A 25,358-nucleotide genomic window follows, 5' to 3' on the forward strand; every position below is an offset into this window, starting at 1 on the left:
AATTAGCCTAAGACGATAATATTCTACATACTTCTTGTTGAAAAAGCATTGTATGATCTAAATCGGTGTTTTTACACATGATTTCTAGATTTACTAGCTTTTCTAAAATCCTTTTAAGCTCTGAAAGTTGAAAAATTTTTAGATGGGATTTAAAGCTTTGCAATTGTTTAAAAAATATTGGAGGATTTAACTGGTCAATTGCAGCCTGCTCACTTATTCCTCCTTTTATTAATAGTAAAGCATTTTCAATACGCAAGAGATAGTTTGATATGATACGAATGAGTGCTATCGGCACAAAATTTTCTTGCGATATCAAGATATCAGAAATCTGAAAAAAGCGTGCAACATCTTTACTTGCTATAGCAGCACATAAACTGTCAAGTGTAGCATAGTCGTTACCAGAGGTTGAAAAGCATAACTCTATATCGGTGAGCTTGAGGTCTTTTCTTTTTCCTAAGTACAAAACTAACTTTTCAAGTTCTGAATATATAGGCAGTTTGCTACGGTTAAAATAAGATTGTAAATGGTAGACTACTTCACTTGTATGTTTTACATCATTTTGCTTTAAATAGCCCGAGATGATATCACAGAGATTGCTATTGCTATCCTTATAGCATGCAATTACACCAAAACTTTGCGAGCCCTCTATGTAACCTTTAGTTGCAGAATTATAAGGAAGATCATTTGCTATTAGCATTACATAATGATCACCCATGTTGTATTCCAGTACACTCTTTAACTCTTTAGATATGCTAGATCCTACATTTATCAGCTTGATTAATTTCCTACTGGTAAACATGGAAACATTCGCCAGCTCAGCAAACAATAAACCTGGGGATTTATTTGCCACCGCAAAGTCCATTGTATGAACTGAATAATCAATTAAATGAGTAATTACCTCTTGTACATAAAAGTCAACCCTGCTGCTATCACTTCCATAAATTAACACACCATTTAAGTTATTCGGCTTCTCTAGAAATTTTTTGACCTTTGATGGCGTGATCTTCATACTATCTAAAGGATTTCATGCTCATTTGAACGCGTAACATCAGATTCACCTAAAGTGTAATTTATATTTTCCTGTACACTTATACATAATTCTTCAGTTTTCTCTATAACATCATCAAAAAAACTTTTAATAGGTTGATATATATACTCATTAAAAGGCTTAACATAATTAGAAAACAACTCTTCGATCATATTACTCACTCCAAGAACTGATAATACATTTTAGCATATCAATAACTATTTGTACATAAAAGTCAGCTGCTATCACTTCCATAAATTAACACACCATTTAAGCCACTTGGCTTCTCTAGAAATTTTTTGACCTTTGATGGCGTGATCTTCGTGTTATCTACAAGATATCATTATCACCACCTGAAGGCGTAACATCAGGTTCACTAGAAGAGTGCTGTGTACCTTCTTGTACACTTGTACTTGATTCCTCAGTTTTCTCTGTAGCACCGTAAATAATGCCTTTAATAGGTTGATAAATATACTTATTAATAGGATTATATATATAATTATAATACCACTCTTTAATCATATTGCTCACTCCAAAAAATTGACAATGTACTTTAACATACCAATAATTATATAGCAAAAACTATTTTTATGCTAAAACAGCTATACATTATAATCATTACGTTAATAAATTATTAGTATCTATTCAGATCTGTAGCAAAATTAAAGAGTAAACTAGGTATTATATTATATATTTTTAATCTACCATCTTTAAGCTACTTAACTGAACTGATATTAGCAACAACATGCTTTATAAAAACTTAACATAATTTGATTATAAAAGTTAAACTTTGGTGTTGAGCAATCATCTTTTTATGAGTTGGATAAACTGGAAAATAAATTGTATTTACTTTCACAATATCTTAAGATTTAATGTCATTTTATCAATCAAAAGTATTACAATTTAGACTAGTATGTTTATTACTCTTTTTCTTAAAATACTGCCTATTTATATCACTATATTTATTGGCTATTTAGCAGGAAAATGCCTTAAGATTGATAGAAATACTATATCTCAGATACTATTTTACATAGCTAACCCAATAGTGATTTTACATGGAATATCTCATACAGAAGTTAACTTGCAAGTAATTTCTCTGCCTATTTTAATATGGTTCATAGGAAGTGCTATGTCTTTATCAGTGTATTATCTTTCTTCATTCTTATTTAAGGATAATACACGAAACATACTAGCATTTAGCTCAGGAAGCACAAGTATGGGTTATTTTGGCTTACCAATAGCTATGGCTCTATTTGATGAAGATACAGTATCTGTGTATGTTGTTTGTTACATAGGAATGGCACTATTTGAAAATAGTTTGGGATTTTATATAGCTGCAAACGGTATTTATACAGCAAAAGAGTGCATGTTAAAGTTATTCAAACTTCCCTCATCCTATGCAATGGTTTTAGGATTTCTGATCAGTATATTTGATATTCACGTACCAACATTTTTGACAGATGTTATGATAAATATCAGAAGTACATTTGTGACGCTAGGAATGTTACTACTTGGCGTGAGTATTGCGCAGATTACAAACTTTAAAGTAGATTGGAAACTTGCGCTTAGCACTATAACGGCAAAATATGTATTTTGGCCATTATTTGTTTTCGGAATCGTTCTTTTAGACACACACATCATACACGCATATGATAAAAGTATATACAAAGCACTAATGCTGTTAGCTATTATTCCAATTTCTGGATCTAGCATAATATTAGCTAATATTCTAAATTACCAACCTGATAAAGCTACTTTGCTGTTACTAATCAGTGTTGGAATAGGATTATTCTACGTTCCATTCATAATATCACTATTCTTTGCTAAACTTGTGTCTTTTTAGTAAATATTTAGCAAGCACAAGGTAAATGATTACCTAGCTACTTGCTTTGTTGATTCACAAAAAGGTATAGACGAAGTATCTGTCACTTTACTTGAAGGTAATGTGGCTAAGTGCAATACCATTGACGTAACTGCAAGCATTAAGCCTATCACACACAAAATTTCTAATTCTGTCACTACTGCTGCAATAAAACAGCCTACTACCATAATGGCACATCCTACCTTTAGAGCAGTTCTGCAGTTCTTTGGTTCTTTTTCTTCTTTTAAAGCTGCTATGTACGAATCAATATCCTGAAGTAATTTATCAAAATCTTTGTGTATTTCACGGACCATCTTCTCTTTTGCTTGCTGGGAGTCATTTTCTCCATCTATTTTTGTTTGCTCTTTTAGCCATTTTACTTTTTCTCTTGATCTTGGCTTTTTTTCAGGAGAATCTATTTCACTATCTGGACCATTTTTCTCAGCAGCACTTAATATTGAGTTTACACTTTTTTCAGATGAAGCATTTGTTGTTGGTATAGAGAACCATTCAGCTGCCGAGTATAAATAAACATACTGAAGTAATTTATCAAAATCTTCTTGCATTTCGTCAATCACGTCCTTTTTTACTTGCTGAGAGTCATTTTCTCCATCTATATTGTCTTCCCCAGCAACATCTGTAGTACTCACATCATTTTCTGAAACCTTAGCTTCTTGTTTACCTTCTGTCACTTGTTGATTACTACTTTCTCCATCTGTCTTGCCTGGATCATTTAATGTTTCATTGTGTACTGAACTTTTTGTATTTTTCTTTGGTGATGAAAACTTATTCAAAGTATTTGTTACAACGGATTTAATTTTTTTAATAGGACTCTTTTTCCTTCCTCCTTTCCCTAATACTGCAATATCCTGATGCGAACTTGCACCTAATGTTCCAGGAGTTCCTATTTCACAATCAGCCGTACTGCCAATTTTTTCATCTATCTTCATAATACCCTCTCACACGTAACTTAAGCATATAAATAGCCTCACAGAACTAATTTTCTATTAAAATTTAAGTTGCAAGAGACCACAGCTCAGATTCTTTGTTATCAAAGCTTTAAACAAGATTGACTTTACAGCAATAGTTGCTTTAAATTAGTAAAGATTGTTGCAGTTAAAGTATTAATGCCTTTTTTCTTTTATTTTTTTGCAATTCTTAGCATTTTATCTGCCGTATGCGTGATTAGTGTAAGAAATCCTGTACATGCAGTGTTATTTTTAATTCTTACTTTCGTTAATTCTGCAGTTCTTTTTATTCTGCTTGGGGCTGAGTTTATCGCCATGATGGTGTTGATAGTATACATTGGTGCAGTTGCAGTATTATTTCTCTTCGTAGTTATGATGCTTGATGTTGATTATATAAGGTTGCGTCATGGTTTTGCTAAACATTTCACTCTCGGTGCTGTGCTGTGTGCTGTGTTCTTTCTCATCATTAGTTTTGTGATCTATCGTTCAGCACTTAATATAGGCAATGTTATCAATTATAGTACCAATAACGTAAGAGCTATTGGCAATTTGCTTTACACTGACTATATGTATGCTTTTCACCTATCTGGTATTTTGCTGCTGGTTGCAATTGTTGGTGCTATTGCTCTTACTTTGCAGGACAAGAAAAAAGGAATAAAAAGACAGAATGTATTAAAGCAATTGACGCAATCTTCATCTGTAAAGTTAGTTAAGGCACAGTTTGGAAAAGGAGTAGAATGGAAATAGGATTGAATCACTTTTTAATAGTTTCTGCTATTTTATTTACCATTGGAGTATTTGGTATTTTCATCAATCGTAAGAGCATAATCAATATACTTTTATCAATAGAAATATTATTACTATCAGTTAATATCAACTTAGTTGCCTTTTCTGCCTTTATGAACAACATAGTCGGGCAAATTTTTGTCATGTTCGTCTTGACTGTTGCAGCAGCAGAATCTGGTGTAGGGCTTGCAATACTCGTTGTATACTACAGAAGCCGTGGCAATATAGATGTTGAACAAGCAAACTTAATGAAAGAGTGAGGGTATGGAATTTATACTGAAATTGATGGTGTTTTTACCACTTTTTGGTTCATTGTTTGCAGGATTTATCAGAAGAGATACTTTTAGTCAATTAATTACAACTATAAGTATTGGTGTATCTACAATCTTATCTTGGTACACATTCATTACCCTTTCTGAAAGCTATCATGTGGTTTTATTTCCTCTATTTTCATTAAGTGTTCTGAAGGTAAATTGGGCGATTAACATTGATGCTCTTTCATCATTAATGCTGATCGTTATTACCACTGTTTCGCTAGTAGTTCATCTCTATTCTATTGGGTATATGAAGGATGATGAGGGGAAAGCAAGATTCTTCTCTTATCTGTCATCATTTACATTTTGCATGATTATGCTAGTTGTGAGTGACAATTTCGTGCAACTTTTTTTTGGTTGGGAGGGAGTTGGTTTATGCTCTTATTTGCTTATAGGATTTTGGTTCCAAAAGTATTCTGCTAACAATGCAGCAATCAAAGCATTCGTTGTCAATAGAGTAGGAGATTTTGCATTATTAATTGGAATGTTTCTTATCTATCATACGTTTCACTCTTTAGAGTTCACTGAAATATTTGGCACGGCTGATATTCTTGGTGCTGGAAGCATTAAAGTATTCTGCTGCAAGTTTAAGACAATTCATATAATATGCATATTACTCTTTATTGGCTGTATGGGGAAGTCCGCTCAACTTGGTTTGCATGTTTGGCTGCCAGATGCAATGGAAGGACCAACCCCTGTGTCTGCGTTAATTCATGCAGCAACAATGGTAACTGCAGGCATATTTTTAATAGCTAAGTGCTCTCCATTATTTGAGCTATCAAATGTAGCGCGAGAGTTGATAATTATCATAGGTGCACTTACTGCTTTTTTTGCTGCTACTGTTGCAATGAACCAGGATGATATAAAGAAAATAATTGCTTATTCAACCTGTAGCCAACTCGGTTACATGTTTATGGCATGTGGAATTTCTGCTTACAATGTTGCTATTTTTCATTTGATGACACACGCTTTCTTTAAAGCTTTACTATTTCTTGGCGCAGGTAACATAATTCATGCTATGCATCATGAACAAAATATTCAAAAAATGGGAAATTGCTGGGAAAAAATCCCTTACACTTATGTTATTATGTGGATTGGATCGCTTGCACTGTCAGGAATTTTCCCATTTGCAGGTTTTTATTCAAAAGATCTGATAATTGAGCATGCTTATAGTGCAAATAGTTTTGCATTTGTGATCAGTTTGATTGTTGCATTTTTTACAGCACTTTATTCATGGAGATTGCTTCTTTTAGTGTTTCATGGCGAAAAGCAAAACAACCTAGAAATACATAGAGCACCAAGAATTATGCTTATGCCAATACTGATCCTCGCTCTTGGATCAGTGTTTTCTGGAATATGGGGAGCCAATATTTTGAACATTACTGATAACATGTTCTGGAAGTCAAGTGTAGTGGTGGTAGATGGGCATGTATCTCACAACTTGCTTTTAACGATATTGCCAACTTTGGTGAGCTTCAGTGGAATAGCACTTGCGTACCTTATTTATCATTACCGAATAGTTAAACAAATTAAAAGTAAATTTTTACTTAAATTTTTGGAAAATAAATGGTATTTTGATGAGATATATGAGTTTGCAATAATTACGCCAGTGAAGTTCATATCAAGGCTCTTGCGGAAATTCGATGTCAGAGTCCTTGATTCATTTGGACCAAATGGAATGGTAAGGCTGGTTGATGAGTGCTCGAAGAGTTCTATAAGGCTGCAGACTGGCTATATATTTGATTATGCGCTTGTTATGTTTGTTACTTTAATAATTGGCGCTTTGTATATTGTTATGAAATAAAAAGTGTTGTTATTTAGCATATTCTTGCTTCCATTAATGGGAGCACTGATTTTATCTTTAGTAAAGATTGATCACAAGTCTATGGGCTTAAGACTACTCTCTCTGTTTTTTACAGTAATACCATTTGTGCTTAGTATTATAATACTTGCAGAGTTTGATTATAATAACACAAATTTTCAGTTCGTTAGCTACCCAATAGCAAATGTTGGAGTAGGAGTGGATGGCATATCATTGCCTTTTCTTCTACTTACGACCTTTTCATTTGTCATTTGCATACTTTACAATTGCAAAATGAAAGAACCAAATCTCAAGCCGTATATGGCATTGTTTCTACTGCTTGAAAGCTTTATAGTCGGTTTCTTCATTTCAATGAATGCTATAAGCTTTTATATATTTTTCGAAGCCGTTTTAATACCAATGTTCTTTATTATTGGTATTTGGGGGGGAAAGCAAAGAGTATATGCAACATTTAAGTTATTTCTTTACACACTTGCTGGTTCACTATTATTTTTACTTGGGGTAGTATATGTCTACAGTATTTTTGGTACTCTAAATATACAAAGATTAGCTACATTAATGCCAAATCTTGAGTTTAGTGTGCAGTTATTGCTGTGGTTTGCATTTTTTATCTCTTTTGCAATAAAGGTGCCAATGTTTCCATTTCACACTTGGCTTCCTGATGCACACGTGCAATCGCCAACTTCTGGGTCTGTTATTTTAGCTGGTTTACTCATTAAAATGGGGGGATATGGATTTTTAAGGTTTTCCATTCCAATGCTTCCTTTAGCTAGCTTATATTTTTCAAATTTTGTAGTTGTATTGAGTGCTATTGCAGTTATATATGCTTCTTTAGTTGCATTTGCTCAGGATGATATAAAGAAGTTAATTGCATACTCTTCAATAGCACATATGGGAATTGTAACTGCTGGTCTCTTTTCGCTTAATGAAGAAGGAGTGCTGGGTGCTGCATTTCAAATGATCAGCCACGGGCTTATTTCTGCTGCATTATTCTTATGTGTCGGAATGATGTATACCCGTGCTGGAACATTAGAAATTGCCAAGTATTTTGGCATAGTAAACACAATGCCAAAATTTGGTTTCATGTTTATTCTATTTTCAATGGCTTCAATAGGGCTGCCAGGAACTTCTGGATTTATAGGCGAGTTTTTGGCTATGATTGGAGTGTTTAAAAGTATGACATTTCTTGTAAGTTTTATTGCACTCGGTACCATCCTAAGTGCTGTTTACATGCTTGGTTTGTGTAAAAAAACAATATGGGGGGTCAGTTATTCTAAATTATTAAATAATCGTTTGGACAAAATAGAATTTTCAGTTCTAGTTTTGCTTGCAGTGTTTGTTGTTTTTCTCGGATTTTATCCAGCATTAGTACTGAAGTTTTTTAAGCCGTGTATGGTAAATCTGTTAATCAAATATAATACACTATGAGCTATATACAGATATTGCCAGAAACGTTTTCTATAATCTCCTCACTAGTGTTGCTGTTATTTGGAATTGTACTCAATCGTCGTGTTGCCAATCTATTAGCACTTTGCTGCACAGTTGCAACTTTGGTTATTTTGATTTTTTCCACAGGCAGTAGTGAAATTTTTCTTTTTAATTCATTGGTAAAACTTAATTTATATATCAGGTCAGCTCAAGGATTAATTCTTGCCACGGGAGCTTTGGTGCTCTTATTGCTAAATGTATCAAAATATGATTACAAATATGAATTTTCCATACTGATTCTTTTTGCGCTATTTGGTATGATCACTTTAGTTTCAGCCAACAGTTTGATTTCTTTTTATTTAGCTTTTGAGCTGATGAGCATATCCCTGTATGTCCTTGCAAGCTTCAATAGAAATTCAGTCTATTCATCAGAAGCTGGAGTGAAATATTTCACACTTAGTGCGTTATCCTCCTGCATTATGCTATACGGAATGTCATTAATTTATGGATATACAGGACAAATAAATTTCCCTGAAATAAGTGCATTTTTGCAAAGCCATAAGGTGACCCACGGCATAGTTTTTGGATTGGTATTTGTTCTTATAGGTTTATGCTTTAAGCTTGCCATTGCTCCTTTTCATATGTGGGCTCTGGATGTTTATCAAGGCGCACCAACTATAGTAACTGCATTTTTTTCCACTGCACCAAAAGCTGCACTTGTAGCATTTTTAATTCGCCTAATGAATGAAGAATTTGTAAATGTAGAAAAATATGTCCAACCTGTTCTTTTGTATGTTTCGGCATTATCTGTATTAATTTCAGCTTTTGGAGCATTGCGTCAGCATAATCTTAAGAGGTTATTTGCCTACAGCTCAGTAGGTCATGTAGGTTTTATACTTGCCGCACTTTCTATTTTTACACAATCAGGGGTAGATAGTGCTTTGCTGTATTTAGTAATATATATTATTACTAGTATAGGATTATTTGCATATTTCATACAAATTGACGATGATGATTGCAAAATTGCAAATCTATCTGGCATAGGGAAAAAGCAACCAATTCTTTCCTTTCATCTTTCTTTATTATTGCTTTCAATGTCAGGTATACCCCCGCTTGCAGGTTTTTTTGCTAAATTTTTTATATTTAAAAGCTTAGTCAATGCTGGCTTTATCGGCATATCCCTGGTTCTAGTTATTGCAAGTGTAATATCCTGTTATTACTACCTAAATATCATGAAGGTCATGTATTTTGACAAGGCTAGCAATAATAAAGTTGATTGCTCTAAAGCTCTGCTTGCAATTACTATAGTAGCTTCATTGATTAATCTCGCGCTCTTTACATGCGCAGAGGACCTTTATTCACTAATTAATTTAGTAACTAAAGGTTGATAAATGGTTCATGAAGCATTTGAGGGCTTTGATATTCATCATTACATGGAAGTTTCAAGCACCAATGAAGAAGCACTGGACTTACTTGAAAAAGGAATATCAAGTGAGACTGTTATTGTTGCTAATAAACAAACAGAGGGCAGAGGGCGTACTGGAAAAAGTTGGATTTCTCCTGAAGGGAATTTATATACAAGTTTGATAATAGATCAAGCAAAAGATATTAATAGACTGACAGAGTTGACCTTTGTCACAGCAATCGCTGTTGGCAATGCCATACAGTCATCTATAAATAGTTGTAATATCCAATACAAATGGCCAAATGATGTTCTTGTTGATGGTAAGAAAATAAGTGGGATATTGCTAGAAAAAAAGTCTAATACGAACTGGCTAGTTATAGGTATTGGAATTAACATTAATCATGCTCCGCTTTCGACAGCAACGTGTATGGGCGATTATGGTGTATCTGTGTCTAATATAGATCTATTGAAGGAATTAATAATAAATTTTAATAAAGTAAGAAAACAATGGCTATCAAGTGGATTTTATGCTATAAGAGAGATGTGGTTAAAAAGAGCATTTAAGCTGAATGAACAAATCAGTATAAAATTAGCTGACAAGTTGTATGAGGGGATTTTTGCCAATATAAACGAAAATGGCAGGTTAGTATTACAGCAAAAAAATGGGAGCTTAATTTATTTTGATACAGGTATTTTATGAACATGTACGTAATTTCTGCTTATCTTATCAGTTTGATATTGATTGCTGGCAAGCTAGTTTTCACTATTGTTCGCTACAATAAGAGCAAAAAAATTTTAGAGAACCTAAAAAATGAAAAAAAAACATAAGCGGTTAATTATTACTTCTGGAATCTTGCTCTTTTTAAGTTGCGCAATCTTTTTTATCCTAACAACACTTAAGGAAAATATCTCATTCTTCTATACAGTAAGCGAAGCAGTAGCTTTACCAAACAGTCAGAAATCAATTCGTGTTGGTGGTATGGTTGTTGAAAATAGTGTGACACGCAATGATAGCGAAGTAGTTTTCCGCGTGACAGATTTTAATCAAAGTGTTATGGTAAAATATCAAGGAATACTTCCACCAATGTTTTCAGAAAAAAGTGGTATTGTTGTGCAAGGTAAAATGATAAATAGTGAAACTTTTCTTGCAGATACGGTATTTGCAAAACACGATGAAAATTATATGCCAAAAGTTTCAAAACGGAAAAGCCCTGTTACCTGAAAACCTGTCTGCAAATTCAAGTTCAGGAGGTGAGCTAATTTACGTAACATAAAGGTGAAGGTATCCATTCAGGTGTATGGCTTAAGAAGCAATAGCCAGTAGGTTTTGAAAAGGATTTAACTTCTTTTGCCTCCAAGTCAAGTACAATGAAATTATCCTCTCAAGAAACATATTTCCCCGTTTCGATTGTGTAAAATATGAAACTTTTCGGTAAACAACGTAATGCCGAATCTGTTGCTCAGCATAGTTGTTTGTCAGTGGAATATTTTCTGGATCGTCCAAAAATTTCCACATCATCAGATCCGATTTCATGATATTTTTTGCTACTCGAGACGCTCCAATTGCCTCGGGTAAATTTGATATATTCTTTAAGTAATATCTCGTTCGCTTGCATAATTTTCTTGCTCTTCTTATGAACCTTAATGTGTCTATTTCATCCTTTAACAGAGCTTTTTTCAATGCAAATAATTCAGTAGCAACATTCCTTAAATAATACCCCAAAACTTTCACTTCGCTATTCCAACTATGAGACAACCTTTCAAAATCTCTTGCTAAATGTGCCCAACAGACCTGCCTTTTCTTGCTGGAAAAGTAGTTGTAAGCTGCATATCTGTCGGTCACTACTAGGTTGTTATTCTTTCCAAATTTACTATTTTCCAGGACTTTCATCCCTCTTGACTCTGTCAATTTGATCACACTTCCTATTTTGCTCGCAAACATCCAGCACCAGCCCTGTTTACCTTTGTTGTAATGGCTAGTTTCATCGATATGTAAAATTTTGCTCTTGCTTACCTCTTCCTCAATTTGCTCATATGCTTCTTGGCATTTTTCTGCCACTCTAGCCTCGCTATTTGATACACTACCGACGCTGATATCCAGGTTGAAAATGTCCTTTATAATATTTGCCACTTCTTTTTTCGAATTCTTGTAAAATCCACTTAATGCTGTAATTACTGACTTAACTCTTGGACCAAATGTGTCCGCAGTTACTCCTTCTTGTAGCTTGCTACTTTTTCTTTTTCCACATCTTTTGCAACGTCCATGCTCTAGTTGATATTCAACTACATACGGCTTGATTTCCGGCAAATCGACCTTTTGATGAGTATACGGATCTTTTGATACCGCAATTTCTCCTCCGCACTCACACGTATTGGGCAGTTCTATTTTTACCATCTCATCTGCCTCCATTTTAGGGCGGTAACTGCCTTTATGTCCAACCTGTGCTCCTACTTTCCTGTCACTTTTTGGCTTATTTTCCCTCATCTTATATAATTCTTTGGAGCTTGGTATAGATGAATTTTTTGAACTTAAGCCAAGCCTTTCTTTTAACTCAGCGTTTTCGATCCTTAGCGCTTTATTTTCTGCTTTAAGCTCTTCTATTTTTGTTTCTAACTTTTCTATAGTCTGCTTAAACTTTCGCAAAATTCTAAAAGATCAACCATATTACCTCACAGCCACTCTAGTTTACCTTTTTAGCATTCCTTGTCTACTCTTTATTTTACCGCCCGGCTGAATGGATACCAATATTACTTAAAATCTTAATACCTGTCAAGCTTAAACAGCAAAAACGTTACACGGTGCGAGTAATCAGATTAGCTTACTGTTAAATGAATAGAAAATTTTATCACTTAAAAAAACGCCGACTTATCACGCATTACCTTGAGATGCAATTGCTTTTATTTCGGAAATATCTGTCTCAGGTTGCTTCCCCTCACTGGTTTTTCTACAAATCATTGCAATACCGAATATTAAACAAGCTGCACTACATACTATAAGAGCAATCCCGACAATTTCTGGTTGTACTGTATATAATGCAACTCCTAATAGTCCCAAAAGCACAATAGCAGGGGCGAAAGCGTAATACAAGCACCTGGAATTCTTAGTTGTATGTTTAGAAAATTCTGCGAAGTTATTGTTGTCCATTATCGTCAATTTAACATTTTTAAAGCTCAATTCATCTTGATATATTAATAACTTTCTATTCTTTGTAATTTTAATATTCTCTCCATGAGCATGCAATACGCCTGAATTGCAATCGTATCCTGTTATCTTACCTGTAAACTCATATTCGTTGCCGGAATTATCTTCTATCACTACTATAGCAGATGATAGACCTTTGTATTCTTTTAAATTTTTATCTATTATATGACAACTAGTACCTGTGATTATGATACTTCCATTAGCATCTACCGTTAACTTTTTAATTGGAAGCTCGCATAATGTGTACCTGAACTTACCATTATGCAAGGTGCAAATGAATATATCGAGCATATCTGTTACCTATTTAGTATTATTAGTACATACTTTAATTTTGCATAAAGTTTAATATTTATCAAGTTTTTTAAGCAACAAAAACTTTACAGAGTGCGAGTAGTCAGTTAACTTATTACAGCTATAATTCGTAGGGCTCTAATGAATGATTACCTCTCACTACTTAATCCTGAGCAGCAATCTGCTGTAACAAACATAAATGGACCAGTTTTGATATTGGCAGGAGCTGGTACAGGGAAAACCAGGACCATTACTTCAAGAATAGCACATATAATTCGTAATGGTTATGCCTACTCTGATGAAATATTAGCAGTAACATTCACAAATAAAGCAGCAAATGAGATGATGTCGAGAGTGTTGGAGCTAACAGGTACAAATATTCCTTGGCTTGGCACTTTTCATGCAATCGCAGCAAAGATTTTGCGCCAACATGCAGAAGCTGTAGGTTTAAACTCTAATTTTACAATTATTGGTGTAGATGATCAGTTACAAGTAATAAAGAATATTGCTAATGAAATAAGCCCTAATAATTTATCAGAAAAACATAGTTCCATAATGAATATAATTCAAAAGTGGAAAGAAAAATGCTGGTTACCATCTGAAGTTGAAGATGTTCAGTCGTTTAGACCTGTATATGCAACTGCATTAAGAATATACCACCAATATCAAGAGCGGCTGAAATTTCTTAACTCTGTCGATTTTGGTGATTTACTGCTTTATAATATACAATTATTTAATCAAAATACTGAAATTTTATCCTACTACCAAAATAAATTTAAGTATGTCATGGTAGACGAATATCAAGATACAAATGCAATACAATATCTATGGCTAAAATACCTTGCGAAAGTGCACTCAAATATTTGTTGCGTTGGAGATGATGATCAGTCGATATATAGTTGGCGCGGTGCGGAGGTTGAAAATATTTTGAAATTTTCTGATGATTTTAAAAACGCAAAAACTGTTAAGCTAGAATGTAACTATAGATCAACATCACACATACTTGCCACTGCGTCGTATGTTATCGATCACAATAAAACTCGCCTAGAGAAGAAATTATGGACAACAAATATTGAAGGAGAAAAAGTAAACTTAGTAAAATTATGGGATGGAAAAGCTGAAGCAAGATTCATAAGCGAACAGATATTAAAGCTTAATCAATACAAATTTAGTGACATTGCAGTGCTAGTTAGGGCTACTTTTCAAACTAGAGTTTTAGAGGAGTATTTTATAAAATATTCAATTCCCTACAAGATTATCAGCGGCGTGAAGTTCTATGAACGTCAGGAAGTAAAAGATGTGATAGCGTACTTAAGATTAATTACAAACAACAATGATGACCTTGCCTTTGAGAGGATTGTCAATCGACCAAAAAGAAGCATAGGCGCTACAACGCTGAAGAAAATATATATAACTGCTCAGGATAATCACATTTCCTTTTTTGAAGCAGCAAAAATATTAGTAAGTAGTGATCAAATCACAGAAAGGATAAAATATTCGCTAAATGATTTCTTGAATAAAATTGATTCCTGGAAAGAAATGATAAGTACTAAACCACTTCACGAATTTGTTGAAACTATAGCAACTCAATCAGGATATTTTGAAATGTTAAAAGATGAGGGAGTTACAGGCTTGGCACGTATAGAAAATGTGAAAGAACTTGTTTCATCTTTAAAGAATTTCGATAATGCTACAACCTTTCTAGAGCATATCAGCCTAGTGATGGAAGTAGATAATATGAATAACGACGATACTGTATATGTGATGACCCTACATGCAGCCAAAGGACTGGAATTTCCGTGCATATTTCTGCCAGGTTGGGAGGAAGGGCTATTTCCGCATCAAAGATCTTTTGAAGATAAGAGCGGCAAAGCCTTGGAAGAAGAAAGAAGGCTTGCATATGTTGGTATAACTCGTGCAAAGGAAAAACTAACTATTTCATGTGCAGATAGAAGGGAAATTAACAACCAGTGGCAGCCGATGCGCATTTCTCGCTTTATTAAAGAGCTACCAAGAGAAAATGTTGAGGTGGTGAAAAGTAATGTTGCTTATTGCTAATAGGTTTAATTGAATCTTGTTATCAAGCTATTGGGCTATCTTATAGATAGTCTAAATGAGATTTTCAACAAATAATGAAATTGACAAAGTTAAGTAAAAATGTTATAATTTATAGTAGTATCTTTTAGTTAATTATGGCTCAAAATAGAATTAATGTCAATGTAAGCTTTGAAAATGAATTGGCTGAATATCTTACGAAGATGGCAGAAATTCAAGGTAAAACTATACCAGAAGTTTTAGTGGATTTTGTCAAAGAAGAACTTGAGGAAGACATAGAATTATCCAAAATTGCTGATGATCGCCTCTCTGAGGGTGAGGAAGAAGTAGAAGATGGCGAAAGCATCTGGAAATGAAACTTACGCTATCAAATTCTTAAAAAACGTCATTGAAAAGGAAATACCGGTTCTACCAGCAAAGGTTAAGGTCATGGTTCAACAGGCTATAAAAGAGCGTCTTACAGCTGATCCTGTTAGTTTGGGAAAGCCTTTGTGCCATAGCTTTAAAGGACGTATCCATTCAGCCGGGCGGTAAAATAAAGAGTAGACAAGGAATGCTAAAAAGGTAAACTAGAGTGGCTGTGAGGTAATATGGTTGATCTTTTAGAATTTTGCGAAAGTTTAAGCAGACTATAGAAAAGTTAGAAACAAAAATAGAAGAGCTTAAAGCAGAAAATAAAGCGCTAAGGATCGAAAACGCTGAGTTAAAAGAAAGGCTTGGCTTAAGTTCAAAAAATTCATCTATACCAAGCTCCAAAGAATTATATAAGATGAGGGAAAATAAGCCAAAAAGTGACAGGAAAGTAGGAGCACAGGTTGGACATAAAGGCAGTTACCGCCCTAAAATGGAGGCAGATGAGATGGTAAAAATAGAACTGCCCAATACGTGTGAGTGCGGAGGAGAAATTGCGGTATCAAAAGATCCGTATACTCATCAAAAGGTCGATTTGCCGGAAATCAAGCCGTATGTAGTTGAATATCAACTAGAGCATGGACGTTGCAAAAGATGTGGAAAAAGAAAAAGTAGCAAGCTACAAGAAGGAGTAACTGCGGACACATTTGGTCCAAGAGTTAAGTCAGTAATTGCAGCATTAAGTGGATTTTACAAGAATTCGAAAAAAGAAGTGGCAAATATTATAAAGGACATTTTCAACCTGGATATCAGCGTCGGTAGTGTATCAAATAGCGAGGCTAGAGTGGCAGAAAAATGCCAAGAAGCATATGAGCAAATTGAGGAAGAGGTAAGCAAGAGCAAAATTTTACATATCGATGAAACTAGCCATTACAACAAAGGTAAACAGGGCTGGTGATGGATGTTTGCGAGCAAAATAGGAAGTGTGATCAAATTGACAGAGTCAAGAGGGATGAAAGTCCTGGAAAATAGTAAATTTGGAAAGAATAACAACCTAGTAGTGACCGACAGATATGCAGCTTACAACTACTTTTCCAGCAAGAAAAGGCAGGTCTGTTGGGCACATTTAGCAAGAGATTTTGAAAGGTTGTCTCATAGTTGGAATAGCGAAGTGAAAGTTTTGGGGTATTATTTAAGGAATGTTGCTACTGAATTATTTGCATTGAAAAAAGCTCTGTTAAAGGATGAAATAGACACATTAAGGTTCATAAGAAGAGCAAGAAAATTACGCAAGCGAACGAGATATTACTTAAAGAATATATCAAATTTACCTGAGGCAATTGGAGCGTCTCGAGTAGCAAAAAATATCATGAAATCGGATCTGATGATGTGGAAATTTTTGGACGATCCAGAAAATATTCCACTGACAAACAACTATGCTGAGCGACAGATTCGGCATTACGTTGTTTACCGAAAAGTTTCATATTTTACACAATCGAAACGGGGAAATATGTTTCTTGAGAGGATAATTTCATTGTACTTGACTTGGAGGCAAAAGAAGTTAAATCCTTTTCAAAACCTACTGGCTATTGCTTCTTAAGCCATACACCTGAATGGATACCACGCATTAAAATTAACGAGAGTAAGCAATGAAGATGATATTAAAGCAGCGTTGGAAATGACTGGCGGTAAACCATTCGCAGTTTTAGTAAGTGACAAAGAGCTTAAAGATCTGAAAGCTGAAATTGAAGGTAACGTTCTCACTAAATTTGTTGATACTGTAGTAACTCAAACTATAGCTGGAAAAACATCTTCAGTGAAGAAATAAACTTCGGTTTATAACAAAAAAGGCAGAGTCATCTCTGCCTTTTTTAGAAATTTTTCATTCCTTAAATCGTTGATCTAAAATAGATTTCACACCTAAAACCCTCTATATGTAGTAGCTACATGTTACTAGTCCATGCGTTAATAATCTGGTAATATTATACCATAAAATGCTTAAAAAGTCAAGAAAGTTTTTATTGTGCGTAGAGTATAAGTTGTTACAATCAAATGAATAGAGAAAGCTTTAGGTTATGCAAAAAAAGGAAACAGATATAAAAGAAGGAAAGGGCATATTGGGGTGGATAGAGTATAGGTTGCCTATATTTTCTTTTCTAAAGCATACTGCTTCTTATCAAGTGCCAAAAAATTTAAATTATGCTTGGAACTTCGGTTCTTTAGCTGGTATAGCGCTTATTTTGCAAATTATTACTGGCATATTCCTTGCTATGCACTATACCCCCCATGTTGATCACGCGTTTAATAGCGTAGAGCGCATAATGCGTGATGTAAATTATGGATGGTTGATACGCTACACTCACGCTGTTGGGGCATCACTCTTTTTTATGGTGGTTTATGTCCATATAATGCGTGGACTGTATTATGGGTCTTATAAAAGACCAAGAGAAATGGTGTGGTTTGTTGGCATATTTATATTTTTTGCAATGATGGCAACAGCCTTTATGGGCTATGTCCTTCCCTGGGGGCAGATGAGCTTTTGGGGAGCAACAGTTATAACAAACATGTTCTCAGCCATACCTTTTGTTGGCAAGAAAATAGTTATGTGGTTATGGGGTGGTTTTTCTGTTGACAATCCAACGCTTAATCGGTTTTTTGCTCTGCATTATCTGCTGCCTTTTGTTATTGTTGCTTTGGCTATGCTGCATATAATTGCTCTACATAGGTTTGGCTCTGGTAATCCAAGCGGGGTGGAAGTAAATTCAAATAAAGACACTATTCCTCTATATCCTTACTACATAGTTAAGGATTGTATAACTTTTGGTTTATTTTTTATAATTTTGTTTGCATTTGTTTTTTATGCACCTAACTATCTTGGACATCCAGATAATTACATAGAAGCTGATTCTATGGTAACTCCAGTGCACATAGTACCAGAATGGTACTTTTTGCCTTTTTATGCAATGTTACGCTCAATTCCAGGTAAGATCACAGGTGTGCTTACTATGTTTGGTTCCATTTTAGTCTGGTTTCTTTTACCCTGGCTTGACAAATTAAAAGTCAAAAGTGGCGCTTACCGTCCACTGTTTAAAAAATTCTTTTGGGTATTTGCAGTAAATTTTGCACTTCTTGCTTGGCTTGGTGGTCAAGAAGTGAAAGAGCCTTACATTACCTTAAGTAGGCTATCTACCCTTTATTACTTTTCATACTTTATAATAATTTTGCCGCTACTTAGTAAGTATGAGAAGCCAAATGCACCGCCAAAAACTTTGAGTGATTCTGTGCCGGAGATGAAGTAATGTTGGTTAGAGGTCTATTGGCTGTATTTTACATGTTACTTGCTCATTTTGCATATGCAGAGGAATTTAAACCACTGCCAAACAAAAAAATGGATTGGAAGTTTGATGGAATTATTGGGTCATTTGATAGAGAATCAATTCAACGTGGGTATAAGGTATACAAAGAAGTGTGCTCTGCATGCCACTCGATGAATAGAATAGCATTTCGTAACTTGAAGGAAATAGGCTTCTCTGAAGAAGATGTAAAGCAAATTGCAGCATCTTATCAAGTGAAAGATGGCCCAAACGATATGGGTGAAATGTTTGATAGGCCTGGAGCACCTTCTGATTACTTTGTTGCACCTTTTGGTTCAAAGGAAGCGGCTGCAGCAAGCAATAACGGTGCTGTACCACCAGATTTATCACTCATTATTAAGGCAAGGCCTGATGGTGCAAATTATGTCTATTCGCTACTTACCGGTTACAAAGGTGGTGAGCAAGATGAAAATAACCTATATTTAAATCCTTACTTTTCAACCGGTAAATTATCTATGGCACCGCCGCTGTCTGATGGGCAAGTGCAATATGATGGTGAAGTGGAAGCTACAGTTGCAAATATGGTATATGATGTCACAAACTTTTTACAATGGTCAGCAGAGCCAGAAATGGAACGAAGGCATAAGCTTGGACTGAAAGTAATAGCATATTTTATGATTCTAACTGTGTTTTTTGTACTGACTAACAAAAAAGTGTGGAGTAAGCTCTATAAGAAGAAGTAATACTTGTATCTTAATCTTCTATAAACAGGCAAACATCACTGGATATCTTCTGCTTTTACATATAACATTTTAACATTAAATATAGATTCAAATTAATGTTTTTAAGAATATTTAAAAATATATTCTTATTTTTAGTAAGTATATTATTCATCTGTCCAATACTATCATTAATATCAATCTTATTTACAGATACGGCAAATTCTGAGTGGGTAGTTAGTGCACTTTTTCCTGAGTATATATTCAACACATTAGTTCTCATGATAGGAGTTGGAGGGATATCTTTCATATTTGGAGTAATTCCAGCTTGGCTCACTACATTCTTTTCATTTCCTGGCAGAAGGATTTTAGAAGTTGCTTTGTTTTTTCCAATATCAATTCCAGGATATATAGTAGCATTTGTTTACGTCAACACTCTCGAGTTTTCAGGTCCAGTACAGAGTTTGCTAAGGGAGATTTTTCACTGGAATAAAGGTGATTACTGGTTTCCTGAGATAAAATCCTTAAGTGGTGGAATATTAGTAATGGGATTTAGTTTATATCCATATGTATACATATTAGCTCGCTCAAGCCTTAAAAATGTCAGCAACGCAGTTACTGTTGCATCAACGCTTGGACTTTCTTCATTAAGAAATTTGTTTTCTATTATCATACCATCCATACGCCCATCAATCATAGCTGGATTATCGCTGGTTCTAATGGAAGTTATTACAGATTTTGGTACACCACAGTTCCTTGCGATTGATACTTTCACGACAGGAGTATACCGAACTTGGTTTTTACTTCATGATAAATATTCGGCAACTATTCTTGCAGTTGCTGAACTAACTTTTATTATAGCGCTAATAGAAATTGAAAAAAAACTACAAAAAAAGGGGATATCTTATTCTTCAATTAATACCAACTCAGACTATCATAATAAACGGAATATAAGTGGTGCTGTGCCTTTGATCTTCACTTACACCACGTGCATGCTGCCAGTGCTGATAGGCTTTATTTTGCCAATTATTCCACTCATATATTGGAGCATAGAAAAAGGATTTTTTATATACGATACAAGATTCTATAAAATAATAGTAAATAGTATCAGTTTATCATTTATTACAGCTCTCATCTCTATTGGCATTGCTGTAGTGATTGGATATACAGCACGTAAAAATAAGGTAATCAGTAATATAGCACGCATTATTTCCCTGGGCTACGCGATTCCAAATGCAATTATTGCAATCAGTATAATAATATTCTTAAGTAAAGTTTCCTCTTTTATTACTAAATATATTGTTGAAGTTAGCTTAATTGGAACCATCGGTGCTTTAATTTATTCATATTTATTTCGTTTTTTTGCTATATCTTTCAAAGCAGTAGAGTCTGGACTAAAAAAAATGCCAAACGAAATCGAGTGGACAGCCTACACTATGGGTCACGGGCCTATTTCAACATGCTTGAATGTTCATCTTCCTCTAATTAGAAAAAGCATATTATCAGGATTTTTGCTTGTATTTATGGATACTATCAAAGAACTCACAGCAACGCTCATTATAAGACCATTTAACTTTGAAACTATCTCAACCAGAATATATGAGCTTGTAAGCGATGAACGTTACAGAGAGGCTGCACCTTTTTCGTTGATGGTAGTAACAATAGGCCTAATTTCTACAATAGTGCTGTTTAAACTCGATGATAATAAGAAGTAATAAAGTATGGCATTTTCTAAACTAAATAACAATCACCTATCAGCTGACATTATATCTAAAACTAAAGGCCCTACTGATGAAAAAGTGAAGCAACTGCAGGGAAAAAAGGTTATTTAATTATTATTAAAATCTTGACCTTTATATTTAAACATGCAATACTTAATATACAATAACTAACTCTAAATATGGTAGTAAAGGAGAAATAGATATGTTTGTTATAAAAAAAGTTATAAAGTTTCAGATTAGTAGTTTTGACAAACATCTCAAAGATATCAAAACAAGGCAAGTTGCATTAAAAGCAATTCGTATCCATTCAGGTGTATGGCTTAAGAAGCAATAGCCAGTAGGTTTTGAAAAGGATTTAACTTCTTTTGCCTCCAAGTCAAGTACAATGAAATTATCCTCTCAAGAAACATATTTCCCCGTTTCGATTGTGTAAAATATGAAACTTTTCGGTAAACAACGTAATGCCGAATCTGTCGCTCAGCATAGTTGTTTGTCAGTGGAATATTTTCTGGATCGTCCAAAAATTTCCACATCATCAGATCCGATTTCATGATATTTTTTGCTACTCGAGACGCTCCAATTGCCTCGGGTAAATTTGATATATTCTTTAAGTAATATCTCGTTCGCTTGCGTAATTTTCTTGCTCTTCTTATGAACCTTAATGTGTCTATTTCATCCTTTAACAGAGCTTTTTTCAATGCAAATAATTCAGTAGCAACATTCCTTAAATAATACCCCAAAACTTTCACTTCGCTATTCCAACTATGAGACAACCTTTCAAAATCTCTTGCTAAATGTGCCCAACAGACCTGCCTTTTCTTGCTGGAAAAGTAGTTGTAAGCTGCATATCTGTCGGTCACTACTAGGTTGTTATTCTTTCCAAATTTACTATTTTCCAGGACTTTCATCCCTCTTGACTCTGTCAATTTGATCACACTTCCTATTTTGCTCGCAAACATCCAGCACCAGCCCTGTTTACCTTTGTTGTAATGGCTAGTTTCATCGATATGTAAAATTTTGCTCTTGCTTACCTCTTCCTCAATTTGCTCATATGCTTCTTGGCATTTTTCTGCCACTCTAGCCTCGCTATTTGATACACTACCGACGCTGATATCCAGGTTGAAAATGTCCTTTATAATATTTGCCACTTCTTTTTTCGAATTCTTGTAAAATCCACTTAATGCTGTAATTACTGACTTAACTCTTGGACCAAATGTGTCCGCAGTTACTCCTTCTTGTAGCTTGCTACTTTTTCTTTTTCCACATCTTTTGCAACGTCCATGCTCTAGTTGATATTCAACTACATACGGCTTGATTTCCGGCAAATCGACCTTTTGATGAGTATACGGATCTTTTGATACCGCAATTTCTCCTCCGCACTCACACGTATTGGGCAGTTCTATTTTTACCATCTCATCTGCCTCCATTTTAGGGCGGTAACTGCCTTTATGTCCAACCTGTGCTCCTACTTTCCTGTCACTTTTTGGCTTATTTTCCCTCATCTTATATAATTCTTTGGAGCTTGGTATAGATGAATTTTTTGAATTTAAGCCAAGCCTTTCTTTTAACTCAGCGTTTTCGATCCTTAGCGCTTTATTTTCTGCTTTAAGCTCTTCTATTTTTGTTTCTAACTTTTCTATAGTCTGCTTAAACTTTCGCAAAATTCTAAAAGATCAACCATATTACCTCACAGCCACTCTAGTTTACCTTTTTAGCATTCCTTGTCTACTCTTTATTTTACCGCCCGGCTGAATGGATACCCCGATCAGCATGACCTCCTACATGTTTAGGTTTATGATTACCCGTCCCTAGATTGCTTAATCTATCCTTATCCTCTTTTAGTTGCTTAAATAACTCACCACTTTCATCTATGGTCTCAAAATCATCTTTTTGCCTGCTTTCAAGTAACTTGCGCAATGATCCAGGCTTTATACCCCATCCAATTTTACTACTAGTAGATGTCGTTTCAAACATATTTCTAGCGTCTTGTTGCTGGTTAGGTTGTTCATTTATAGGTGTTTTATTAAGTGAACTAACCATAAGTGGTGGTGGAGGTGGAATGTTTTTTGCTGCGTTTTCTGTTGGTGCAATTTCTGGCTGCACTATAGACTGCTGCTGTTGATTATCAGTTATAGTAGATTGCCCATTTTGACTAAGTTGTGTGTGAGCAAGATTAGGAAGTGAACTAGCTCTTGCAATTTCTGGCTGCGCTACGTGCTGTTGTTGCTGATCAGTTTCCAATAGCTCAGATAATTCATTACCTCCTACGGTCGAAGAATCATCTTTTTCTCCTCTTGCTTTTAAAAAATTATACAATGGCTTTGATTTAGACTCTATATCCCCTAATATTGCTTTCCTATTCTCAAGTTCTGCTGATGAATGAGAAGGTTTTCTAGCATCCTTATTAATTCCATCTAGACTTACTGATTTTCTTAATGAGAATCCTGAATGTTCATCTAATCTTCTAGATGTATTTCCAGCGTCTTGTTGCTGATTAGGCTGTTCATTTACAGGTGTTTTAATAAGTGAGCTAATTCTCTTTGGTGGCGGAGGAGGAATTTTTTTTGCTGCAGAAGTACTTGCAGTTGTAGTTTGTGTACCAGTGCCTTGGGCTTCTTGAGGATTTTGTGACGGTTTGCTACCATCCCATGTATCAATAGGAAAAGTATCAGGCGGCAATATGTTCTGCTGTTGCTGACCTTTAGTTTTACCAGTGTTTTGTTGTACAGGTTGCTGCTGACCGCTAGGTTGTTGGGTAGGCCAGCCATCCACAGCATCAGCAGGATTTGTAGCTACGCCAGCTCCAACAGGTTTTACAGGGCTTCTTTGCACATGATCTTCTTGTGAGCGTCCATCATTATAAGGAATGGGTGAAATACCAGGACTAGAAGGAGCCACACCATTAGAAACTGGAGTGCTAGTCCTTACAGCTTGAAGGTCAATCTTTTGTGGTTGTGGCGTTTGAGTGCTAGACCTTGCAGCTTGTTGATAGTCAACTTGAGAGTTAATCTTTTGTGATGGTGGCGTTGTGGCGATCCGCTCCATGCTTGTAGTTCTTGGTATGTTTACTACCTTCTCTGATGCCTGAGAAATTCCTTTCCATCTTCCGTTTGCTAATGCTTCAGCTAAGGAGAAATTCCCAAGTCTTACTTCCTTGTTTGCACCAACGTCTATTTTTCCCTCTTCATATGCACGTAAATAGTCTTTATCAACTTCTACAGTGCCATCAGCGTTAGTGTATATCTTGATTTTGTCCATTCTTCCATCGCTTAATGGCCAATCTAGTATCATCTCATATGAACAATTATTAGTTACAGAATAGTGCCTTATTCCTCTATAAATGAGGCAATGCAACCCACTGTTTCCATCTTCATCCTGTACTGAAATTTTTGCAATTCCATTCCCCGTGAAAAAATCACTTTTCGACAATTCACTAATTTGAAATTTTTGCTTGCCTGCGAGCTTAACCTGTAAATGATTACCACATCTTGATACTTCTTTAATATCATTTTGAAAATGCTCTTTCAGCGTTTTTTTGGCTTTTTCTTGGAATGCTTCCTTTACCTTATCTTGCTCTTTCTCAGGAACGATTTCATTAAGTTTTTTTCGCAGCTTTTCGTCACAAGTAGCGCCTTGTGCTACTAAAAATTTTACTATATCTTTAATTGGCTCTTTATATTTTTTTCCCAATTCCTCTTTTTTCTCTAGTAAATGCGTCAGGAAAGTATTGCCTTTCTCGTCACAGTAATTAATATCTGCAAATTGTAATGCATCAATTATGTTTCCTTTTATATTTTTAATATTTTTATCAAAATCTTTAATCTTTCCATCAAAGTAAGCTAATACACCATGTAACTTTTCATTAGCTTCTTTATGTATTTCTTTAAACCACAGGAATTCTTTGGTGAAAATGTAGTGATAGTTTTCTTCAGTACTTTTACTTTTTTGGAGCTGTTTATTGCCGATCATGTGACCTCCTACTTTTACTTTTAACTATTCTAATTGTCCTAAGGTTTAGTTAAATTTTTATTAAATTGTTGCTCATGTATATGCCTATTATGGAATGAAGGAGGTGTTAACAAAAATTTAATACT

General features: G+C 34.8%; 22 protein-coding genes and 3 pseudogenes. 17 read left to right on the forward strand and 8 right to left on the reverse strand.

The window, feature by feature from the left end:
* Positions 1–7: 7 nt before the first annotated feature.
* The 3 genes from holA to HF197_RS03770 form a co-directional block, all read right to left on the reverse strand.
* Positions 8–1,009, reverse strand: coding sequence for a DNA polymerase III subunit delta (holA, locus tag HF197_RS03760; RefSeq protein WP_168464327.1), 1,002 nt, complete (start codon positions 1,007–1,009; stop codon positions 8–10).
* 5 nt (positions 1,010–1,014) lie between these two features.
* Entirely contained in the window at positions 1,015–1,200 is a 186-nt protein-coding gene (locus tag HF197_RS03765) for a hypothetical protein (protein ID WP_168464328.1), read from the reverse strand.
* Positions 1,201–1,357: 157 nt separating this feature from the next.
* A complete protein-coding gene (locus HF197_RS03770; RefSeq protein WP_168464329.1) occupies positions 1,358–1,549 on the reverse strand; it encodes a hypothetical protein in 192 nt (63 codons plus the stop codon).
* A 391-nt stretch (positions 1,550–1,940) separates the two neighbouring features.
* On the opposite strand from HF197_RS03770, the gene HF197_RS03775 reads away from it, so the two are divergent.
* A complete protein-coding gene (locus tag HF197_RS03775; RefSeq protein ID WP_168464330.1) occupies positions 1,941–2,870 on the forward strand; it encodes an AEC family transporter in 930 nt (309 codons plus the stop codon).
* 29 nt (positions 2,871–2,899) lie between these two features.
* Here the strand turns inward: HF197_RS03775 and HF197_RS03780 are convergent, their stop codons facing one another.
* Positions 2,900–3,838 carry a hypothetical protein gene (locus HF197_RS03780; RefSeq protein ID WP_168464331.1) on the reverse strand — a complete coding sequence of 313 codons (939 nt, stop codon included), beginning with the start codon at positions 3,836–3,838 and terminating at the stop codon, positions 2,900–2,902.
* A gap of 177 nt (positions 3,839–4,015) precedes the next feature.
* Here HF197_RS03780 and HF197_RS03785 point away from each other — a divergent pair, with 177 nt between their 5' ends.
* Genes HF197_RS03785 through ccmE form a run of 8 tightly spaced genes read left to right on the forward strand, consistent with a single transcriptional unit; the run spans position 4,016 to position 10,833 of the window.
* Positions 4,016–4,603 (forward strand): NADH-quinone oxidoreductase subunit J, encoded by a 588-nt coding sequence (locus tag HF197_RS03785; RefSeq protein WP_168464332.1) that lies wholly within the window; start codon positions 4,016–4,018, stop codon positions 4,601–4,603.
* Positions 4,594–4,902, forward strand: coding sequence for an NADH-quinone oxidoreductase subunit NuoK (nuoK, locus tag HF197_RS03790; RefSeq protein ID WP_168464333.1), 309 nt, complete (start codon positions 4,594–4,596; stop codon positions 4,900–4,902). Before HF197_RS03785 ends, nuoK begins: the two co-directional genes overlap by 10 nt.
* Before the next feature lie 4 nt (positions 4,903–4,906).
* On the forward strand, positions 4,907–6,760 hold the full coding sequence (gene nuoL / locus HF197_RS03795) for an NADH-quinone oxidoreductase subunit L (RefSeq protein ID WP_168464334.1): 1,854 nt from the start codon (positions 4,907–4,909) through the stop codon (positions 6,758–6,760).
* Between the two features lie 3 nt (positions 6,761–6,763).
* Complete coding sequence (locus tag HF197_RS03800; RefSeq protein WP_168464335.1) at positions 6,764–8,206, forward strand: complex I subunit 4 family protein; 1,443 nt, start codon at positions 6,764–6,766, stop codon at positions 8,204–8,206.
* Entirely contained in the window at positions 8,203–9,594 is a 1,392-nt protein-coding gene (locus HF197_RS03805; protein WP_168464336.1) for an NADH-quinone oxidoreductase subunit N, read from the forward strand. The genes HF197_RS03800 and HF197_RS03805 overlap by 4 nt, the downstream gene beginning before the upstream one ends.
* Positions 9,595–9,597: 3 nt before the next feature.
* Positions 9,598–10,311, forward strand: coding sequence for a biotin--[acetyl-CoA-carboxylase] ligase (locus tag HF197_RS03810; RefSeq protein WP_168464337.1), 714 nt, complete (start codon positions 9,598–9,600; stop codon positions 10,309–10,311).
* Complete coding sequence (locus HF197_RS07710; RefSeq protein WP_168464338.1) at positions 10,308–10,439, forward strand: CcmD-like small membrane protein; 132 nt, start codon at positions 10,308–10,310, stop codon at positions 10,437–10,439. Before HF197_RS03810 ends, HF197_RS07710 begins: the two co-directional genes overlap by 4 nt.
* On the forward strand, positions 10,423–10,833 hold the full coding sequence (ccmE, locus tag HF197_RS03820; protein ID WP_168464339.1) for a cytochrome c maturation protein CcmE: 411 nt from the start codon (positions 10,423–10,425) through the stop codon (positions 10,831–10,833). Before HF197_RS07710 ends, ccmE begins: the two co-directional genes overlap by 17 nt.
* An 81-nt stretch (positions 10,834–10,914) precedes the next feature.
* On the opposite strand, the pseudogene tnpC (HF197_RS03825) reads toward ccmE, so the two are convergent.
* A pseudogene (gene tnpC / locus HF197_RS03825) lies at positions 10,915–12,275 on the reverse strand (IS66 family transposase).
* A 205-nt stretch (positions 12,276–12,480) separates the two neighbouring features.
* A complete protein-coding gene (locus HF197_RS03830; RefSeq protein ID WP_168464340.1) occupies positions 12,481–13,104 on the reverse strand; it encodes a hypothetical protein in 624 nt (207 codons plus the stop codon).
* A 141-nt stretch (positions 13,105–13,245) separates the two neighbouring features.
* Between HF197_RS03830 and HF197_RS03835 the strand changes: the two genes are divergently transcribed.
* The 8 genes and pseudogenes from HF197_RS03835 (at position 13,246) to HF197_RS03870 (ending at position 21,258) form a co-directional block, all read left to right on the forward strand.
* A complete protein-coding gene (locus HF197_RS03835) occupies positions 13,246–15,162 on the forward strand; it encodes an ATP-dependent helicase (RefSeq protein WP_168464341.1) in 1,917 nt (638 codons plus the stop codon).
* Positions 15,163–15,296: 134 nt separating this feature from the next.
* Complete coding sequence (locus HF197_RS03840; protein WP_168464342.1) at positions 15,297–15,515, forward strand: hypothetical protein; 219 nt, start codon at positions 15,297–15,299, stop codon at positions 15,513–15,515.
* Positions 15,493–15,693 carry a hypothetical protein gene (locus HF197_RS03845; RefSeq protein WP_174855535.1) on the forward strand — a complete coding sequence of 67 codons (201 nt, stop codon included), beginning with the start codon at positions 15,493–15,495 and terminating at the stop codon, positions 15,691–15,693. Before HF197_RS03840 ends, HF197_RS03845 begins: the two co-directional genes overlap by 23 nt.
* A 56-nt stretch (positions 15,694–15,749) precedes the next feature.
* Positions 15,750–17,110 (forward strand): annotated as a pseudogene (gene tnpC, locus HF197_RS03850) (IS66 family transposase).
* A gap of 78 nt (positions 17,111–17,188) precedes the next feature.
* Positions 17,189–17,338: a hypothetical protein gene (locus tag HF197_RS03855; RefSeq protein WP_168464343.1), complete on the forward strand. Its 150-nt coding sequence runs from the start codon at positions 17,189–17,191 to the stop codon at positions 17,336–17,338.
* Positions 17,339–17,585: 247 nt separating this feature from the next.
* A complete protein-coding gene (locus HF197_RS03860) occupies positions 17,586–18,809 on the forward strand; it encodes a cytochrome b (RefSeq protein ID WP_168464344.1) in 1,224 nt (407 codons plus the stop codon).
* A complete protein-coding gene (locus HF197_RS03865) occupies positions 18,809–19,567 on the forward strand; it encodes a cytochrome c1 (RefSeq protein ID WP_168464345.1) in 759 nt (252 codons plus the stop codon). The genes HF197_RS03860 and HF197_RS03865 overlap by 1 nt, the downstream gene beginning before the upstream one ends.
* A gap of 95 nt (positions 19,568–19,662) precedes the next feature.
* Positions 19,663–21,258 carry an ABC transporter permease gene (locus tag HF197_RS03870; protein ID WP_168464346.1) on the forward strand — a complete coding sequence of 532 codons (1,596 nt, stop codon included), beginning with the start codon at positions 19,663–19,665 and terminating at the stop codon, positions 21,256–21,258.
* Between the two features lie 326 nt (positions 21,259–21,584).
* On the opposite strand, the pseudogene tnpC (HF197_RS03875) reads toward HF197_RS03870, so the two are convergent.
* Both tnpC (HF197_RS03875) and HF197_RS03880 read right to left on the reverse strand, forming a co-directional pair.
* A pseudogene (gene tnpC / locus HF197_RS03875) lies at positions 21,585–22,945 on the reverse strand (IS66 family transposase).
* A 56-nt stretch (positions 22,946–23,001) separates the two neighbouring features.
* Positions 23,002–25,233, reverse strand: coding sequence for a hypothetical protein (locus HF197_RS03880; protein ID WP_168464347.1), 2,232 nt, complete (start codon positions 25,231–25,233; stop codon positions 23,002–23,004).
* Positions 25,234–25,358 lie beyond the last annotated feature (125 nt).

The organism is Wolbachia endosymbiont of Ctenocephalides felis wCfeT (assembly GCF_012277295.1).
Classification (GTDB): domain Bacteria; phylum Pseudomonadota; class Alphaproteobacteria; order Rickettsiales; family Anaplasmataceae; genus Wolbachia.

What these genes read in the sequence shown, in the direction of transcription:
- holA (WP_168464327.1), bottom strand. Translation starts at nt 1,009, where the DNA reads ATGAAGATCACGCCATCAAAGGTCAAAAAATTTCTAGAGAAGCCGAAT.
- HF197_RS03765 (WP_168464328.1), bottom strand. Translation starts at nt 1,200, where the DNA reads ATGATCGAAGAGTTGTTTTCTAATTATGTTAAGCCTTTTAATGAGTAT.
- HF197_RS03770 (WP_168464329.1), bottom strand. Translation starts at nt 1,549, where the DNA reads ATGATTAAAGAGTGGTATTATAATTATATATATAATCCTATTAATAAG.
- HF197_RS03775 (WP_168464330.1), top strand. Translation starts at nt 1,941, where the DNA reads ATGTTTATTACTCTTTTTCTTAAAATACTGCCTATTTATATCACTATA.
- HF197_RS03780 (WP_168464331.1), bottom strand. Translation starts at nt 3,838, where the DNA reads ATGAAGATAGATGAAAAAATTGGCAGTACGGCTGATTGTGAAATAGGA.
- HF197_RS03785 (WP_168464332.1), top strand. Translation starts at nt 4,016, where the DNA reads ATGCCTTTTTTCTTTTATTTTTTTGCAATTCTTAGCATTTTATCTGCC.
- nuoK (WP_168464333.1), top strand. Translation starts at nt 4,594, where the DNA reads ATGGAAATAGGATTGAATCACTTTTTAATAGTTTCTGCTATTTTATTT.
- nuoL (WP_168464334.1), top strand. Translation starts at nt 4,907, where the DNA reads ATGGAATTTATACTGAAATTGATGGTGTTTTTACCACTTTTTGGTTCA.
- HF197_RS03805 (WP_168464336.1), top strand. Translation starts at nt 8,203, where the DNA reads ATGAGCTATATACAGATATTGCCAGAAACGTTTTCTATAATCTCCTCA.
- HF197_RS03810 (WP_168464337.1), top strand. Translation starts at nt 9,598, where the DNA reads ATGGTTCATGAAGCATTTGAGGGCTTTGATATTCATCATTACATGGAA.
- HF197_RS07710 (WP_168464338.1), top strand. Translation starts at nt 10,308, where the DNA reads ATGAACATGTACGTAATTTCTGCTTATCTTATCAGTTTGATATTGATT.
- ccmE (WP_168464339.1), top strand. Translation starts at nt 10,423, where the DNA reads ATGAAAAAAAAACATAAGCGGTTAATTATTACTTCTGGAATCTTGCTC.
- HF197_RS03830 (WP_168464340.1), bottom strand. Translation starts at nt 13,104, where the DNA reads ATGCTCGATATATTCATTTGCACCTTGCATAATGGTAAGTTCAGGTAC.
- HF197_RS03835 (WP_168464341.1), top strand. Translation starts at nt 13,246, where the DNA reads ATGAATGATTACCTCTCACTACTTAATCCTGAGCAGCAATCTGCTGTA.
- HF197_RS03840 (WP_168464342.1), top strand. Translation starts at nt 15,297, where the DNA reads ATGGCTCAAAATAGAATTAATGTCAATGTAAGCTTTGAAAATGAATTG.
- HF197_RS03845 (WP_174855535.1), top strand. Translation starts at nt 15,493, where the DNA reads ATGGCGAAAGCATCTGGAAATGAAACTTACGCTATCAAATTCTTAAAA.
- HF197_RS03855 (WP_168464343.1), top strand. Translation starts at nt 17,189, where the DNA reads ATGACTGGCGGTAAACCATTCGCAGTTTTAGTAAGTGACAAAGAGCTT.
- HF197_RS03860 (WP_168464344.1), top strand. Translation starts at nt 17,586, where the DNA reads ATGCAAAAAAAGGAAACAGATATAAAAGAAGGAAAGGGCATATTGGGG.
- HF197_RS03865 (WP_168464345.1), top strand. Translation starts at nt 18,809, where the DNA reads ATGTTGGTTAGAGGTCTATTGGCTGTATTTTACATGTTACTTGCTCAT.
- HF197_RS03870 (WP_168464346.1), top strand. Translation starts at nt 19,663, where the DNA reads ATGTTTTTAAGAATATTTAAAAATATATTCTTATTTTTAGTAAGTATA.
- HF197_RS03880 (WP_168464347.1), bottom strand. Translation starts at nt 25,233, where the DNA reads ATGATCGGCAATAAACAGCTCCAAAAAAGTAAAAGTACTGAAGAAAAC.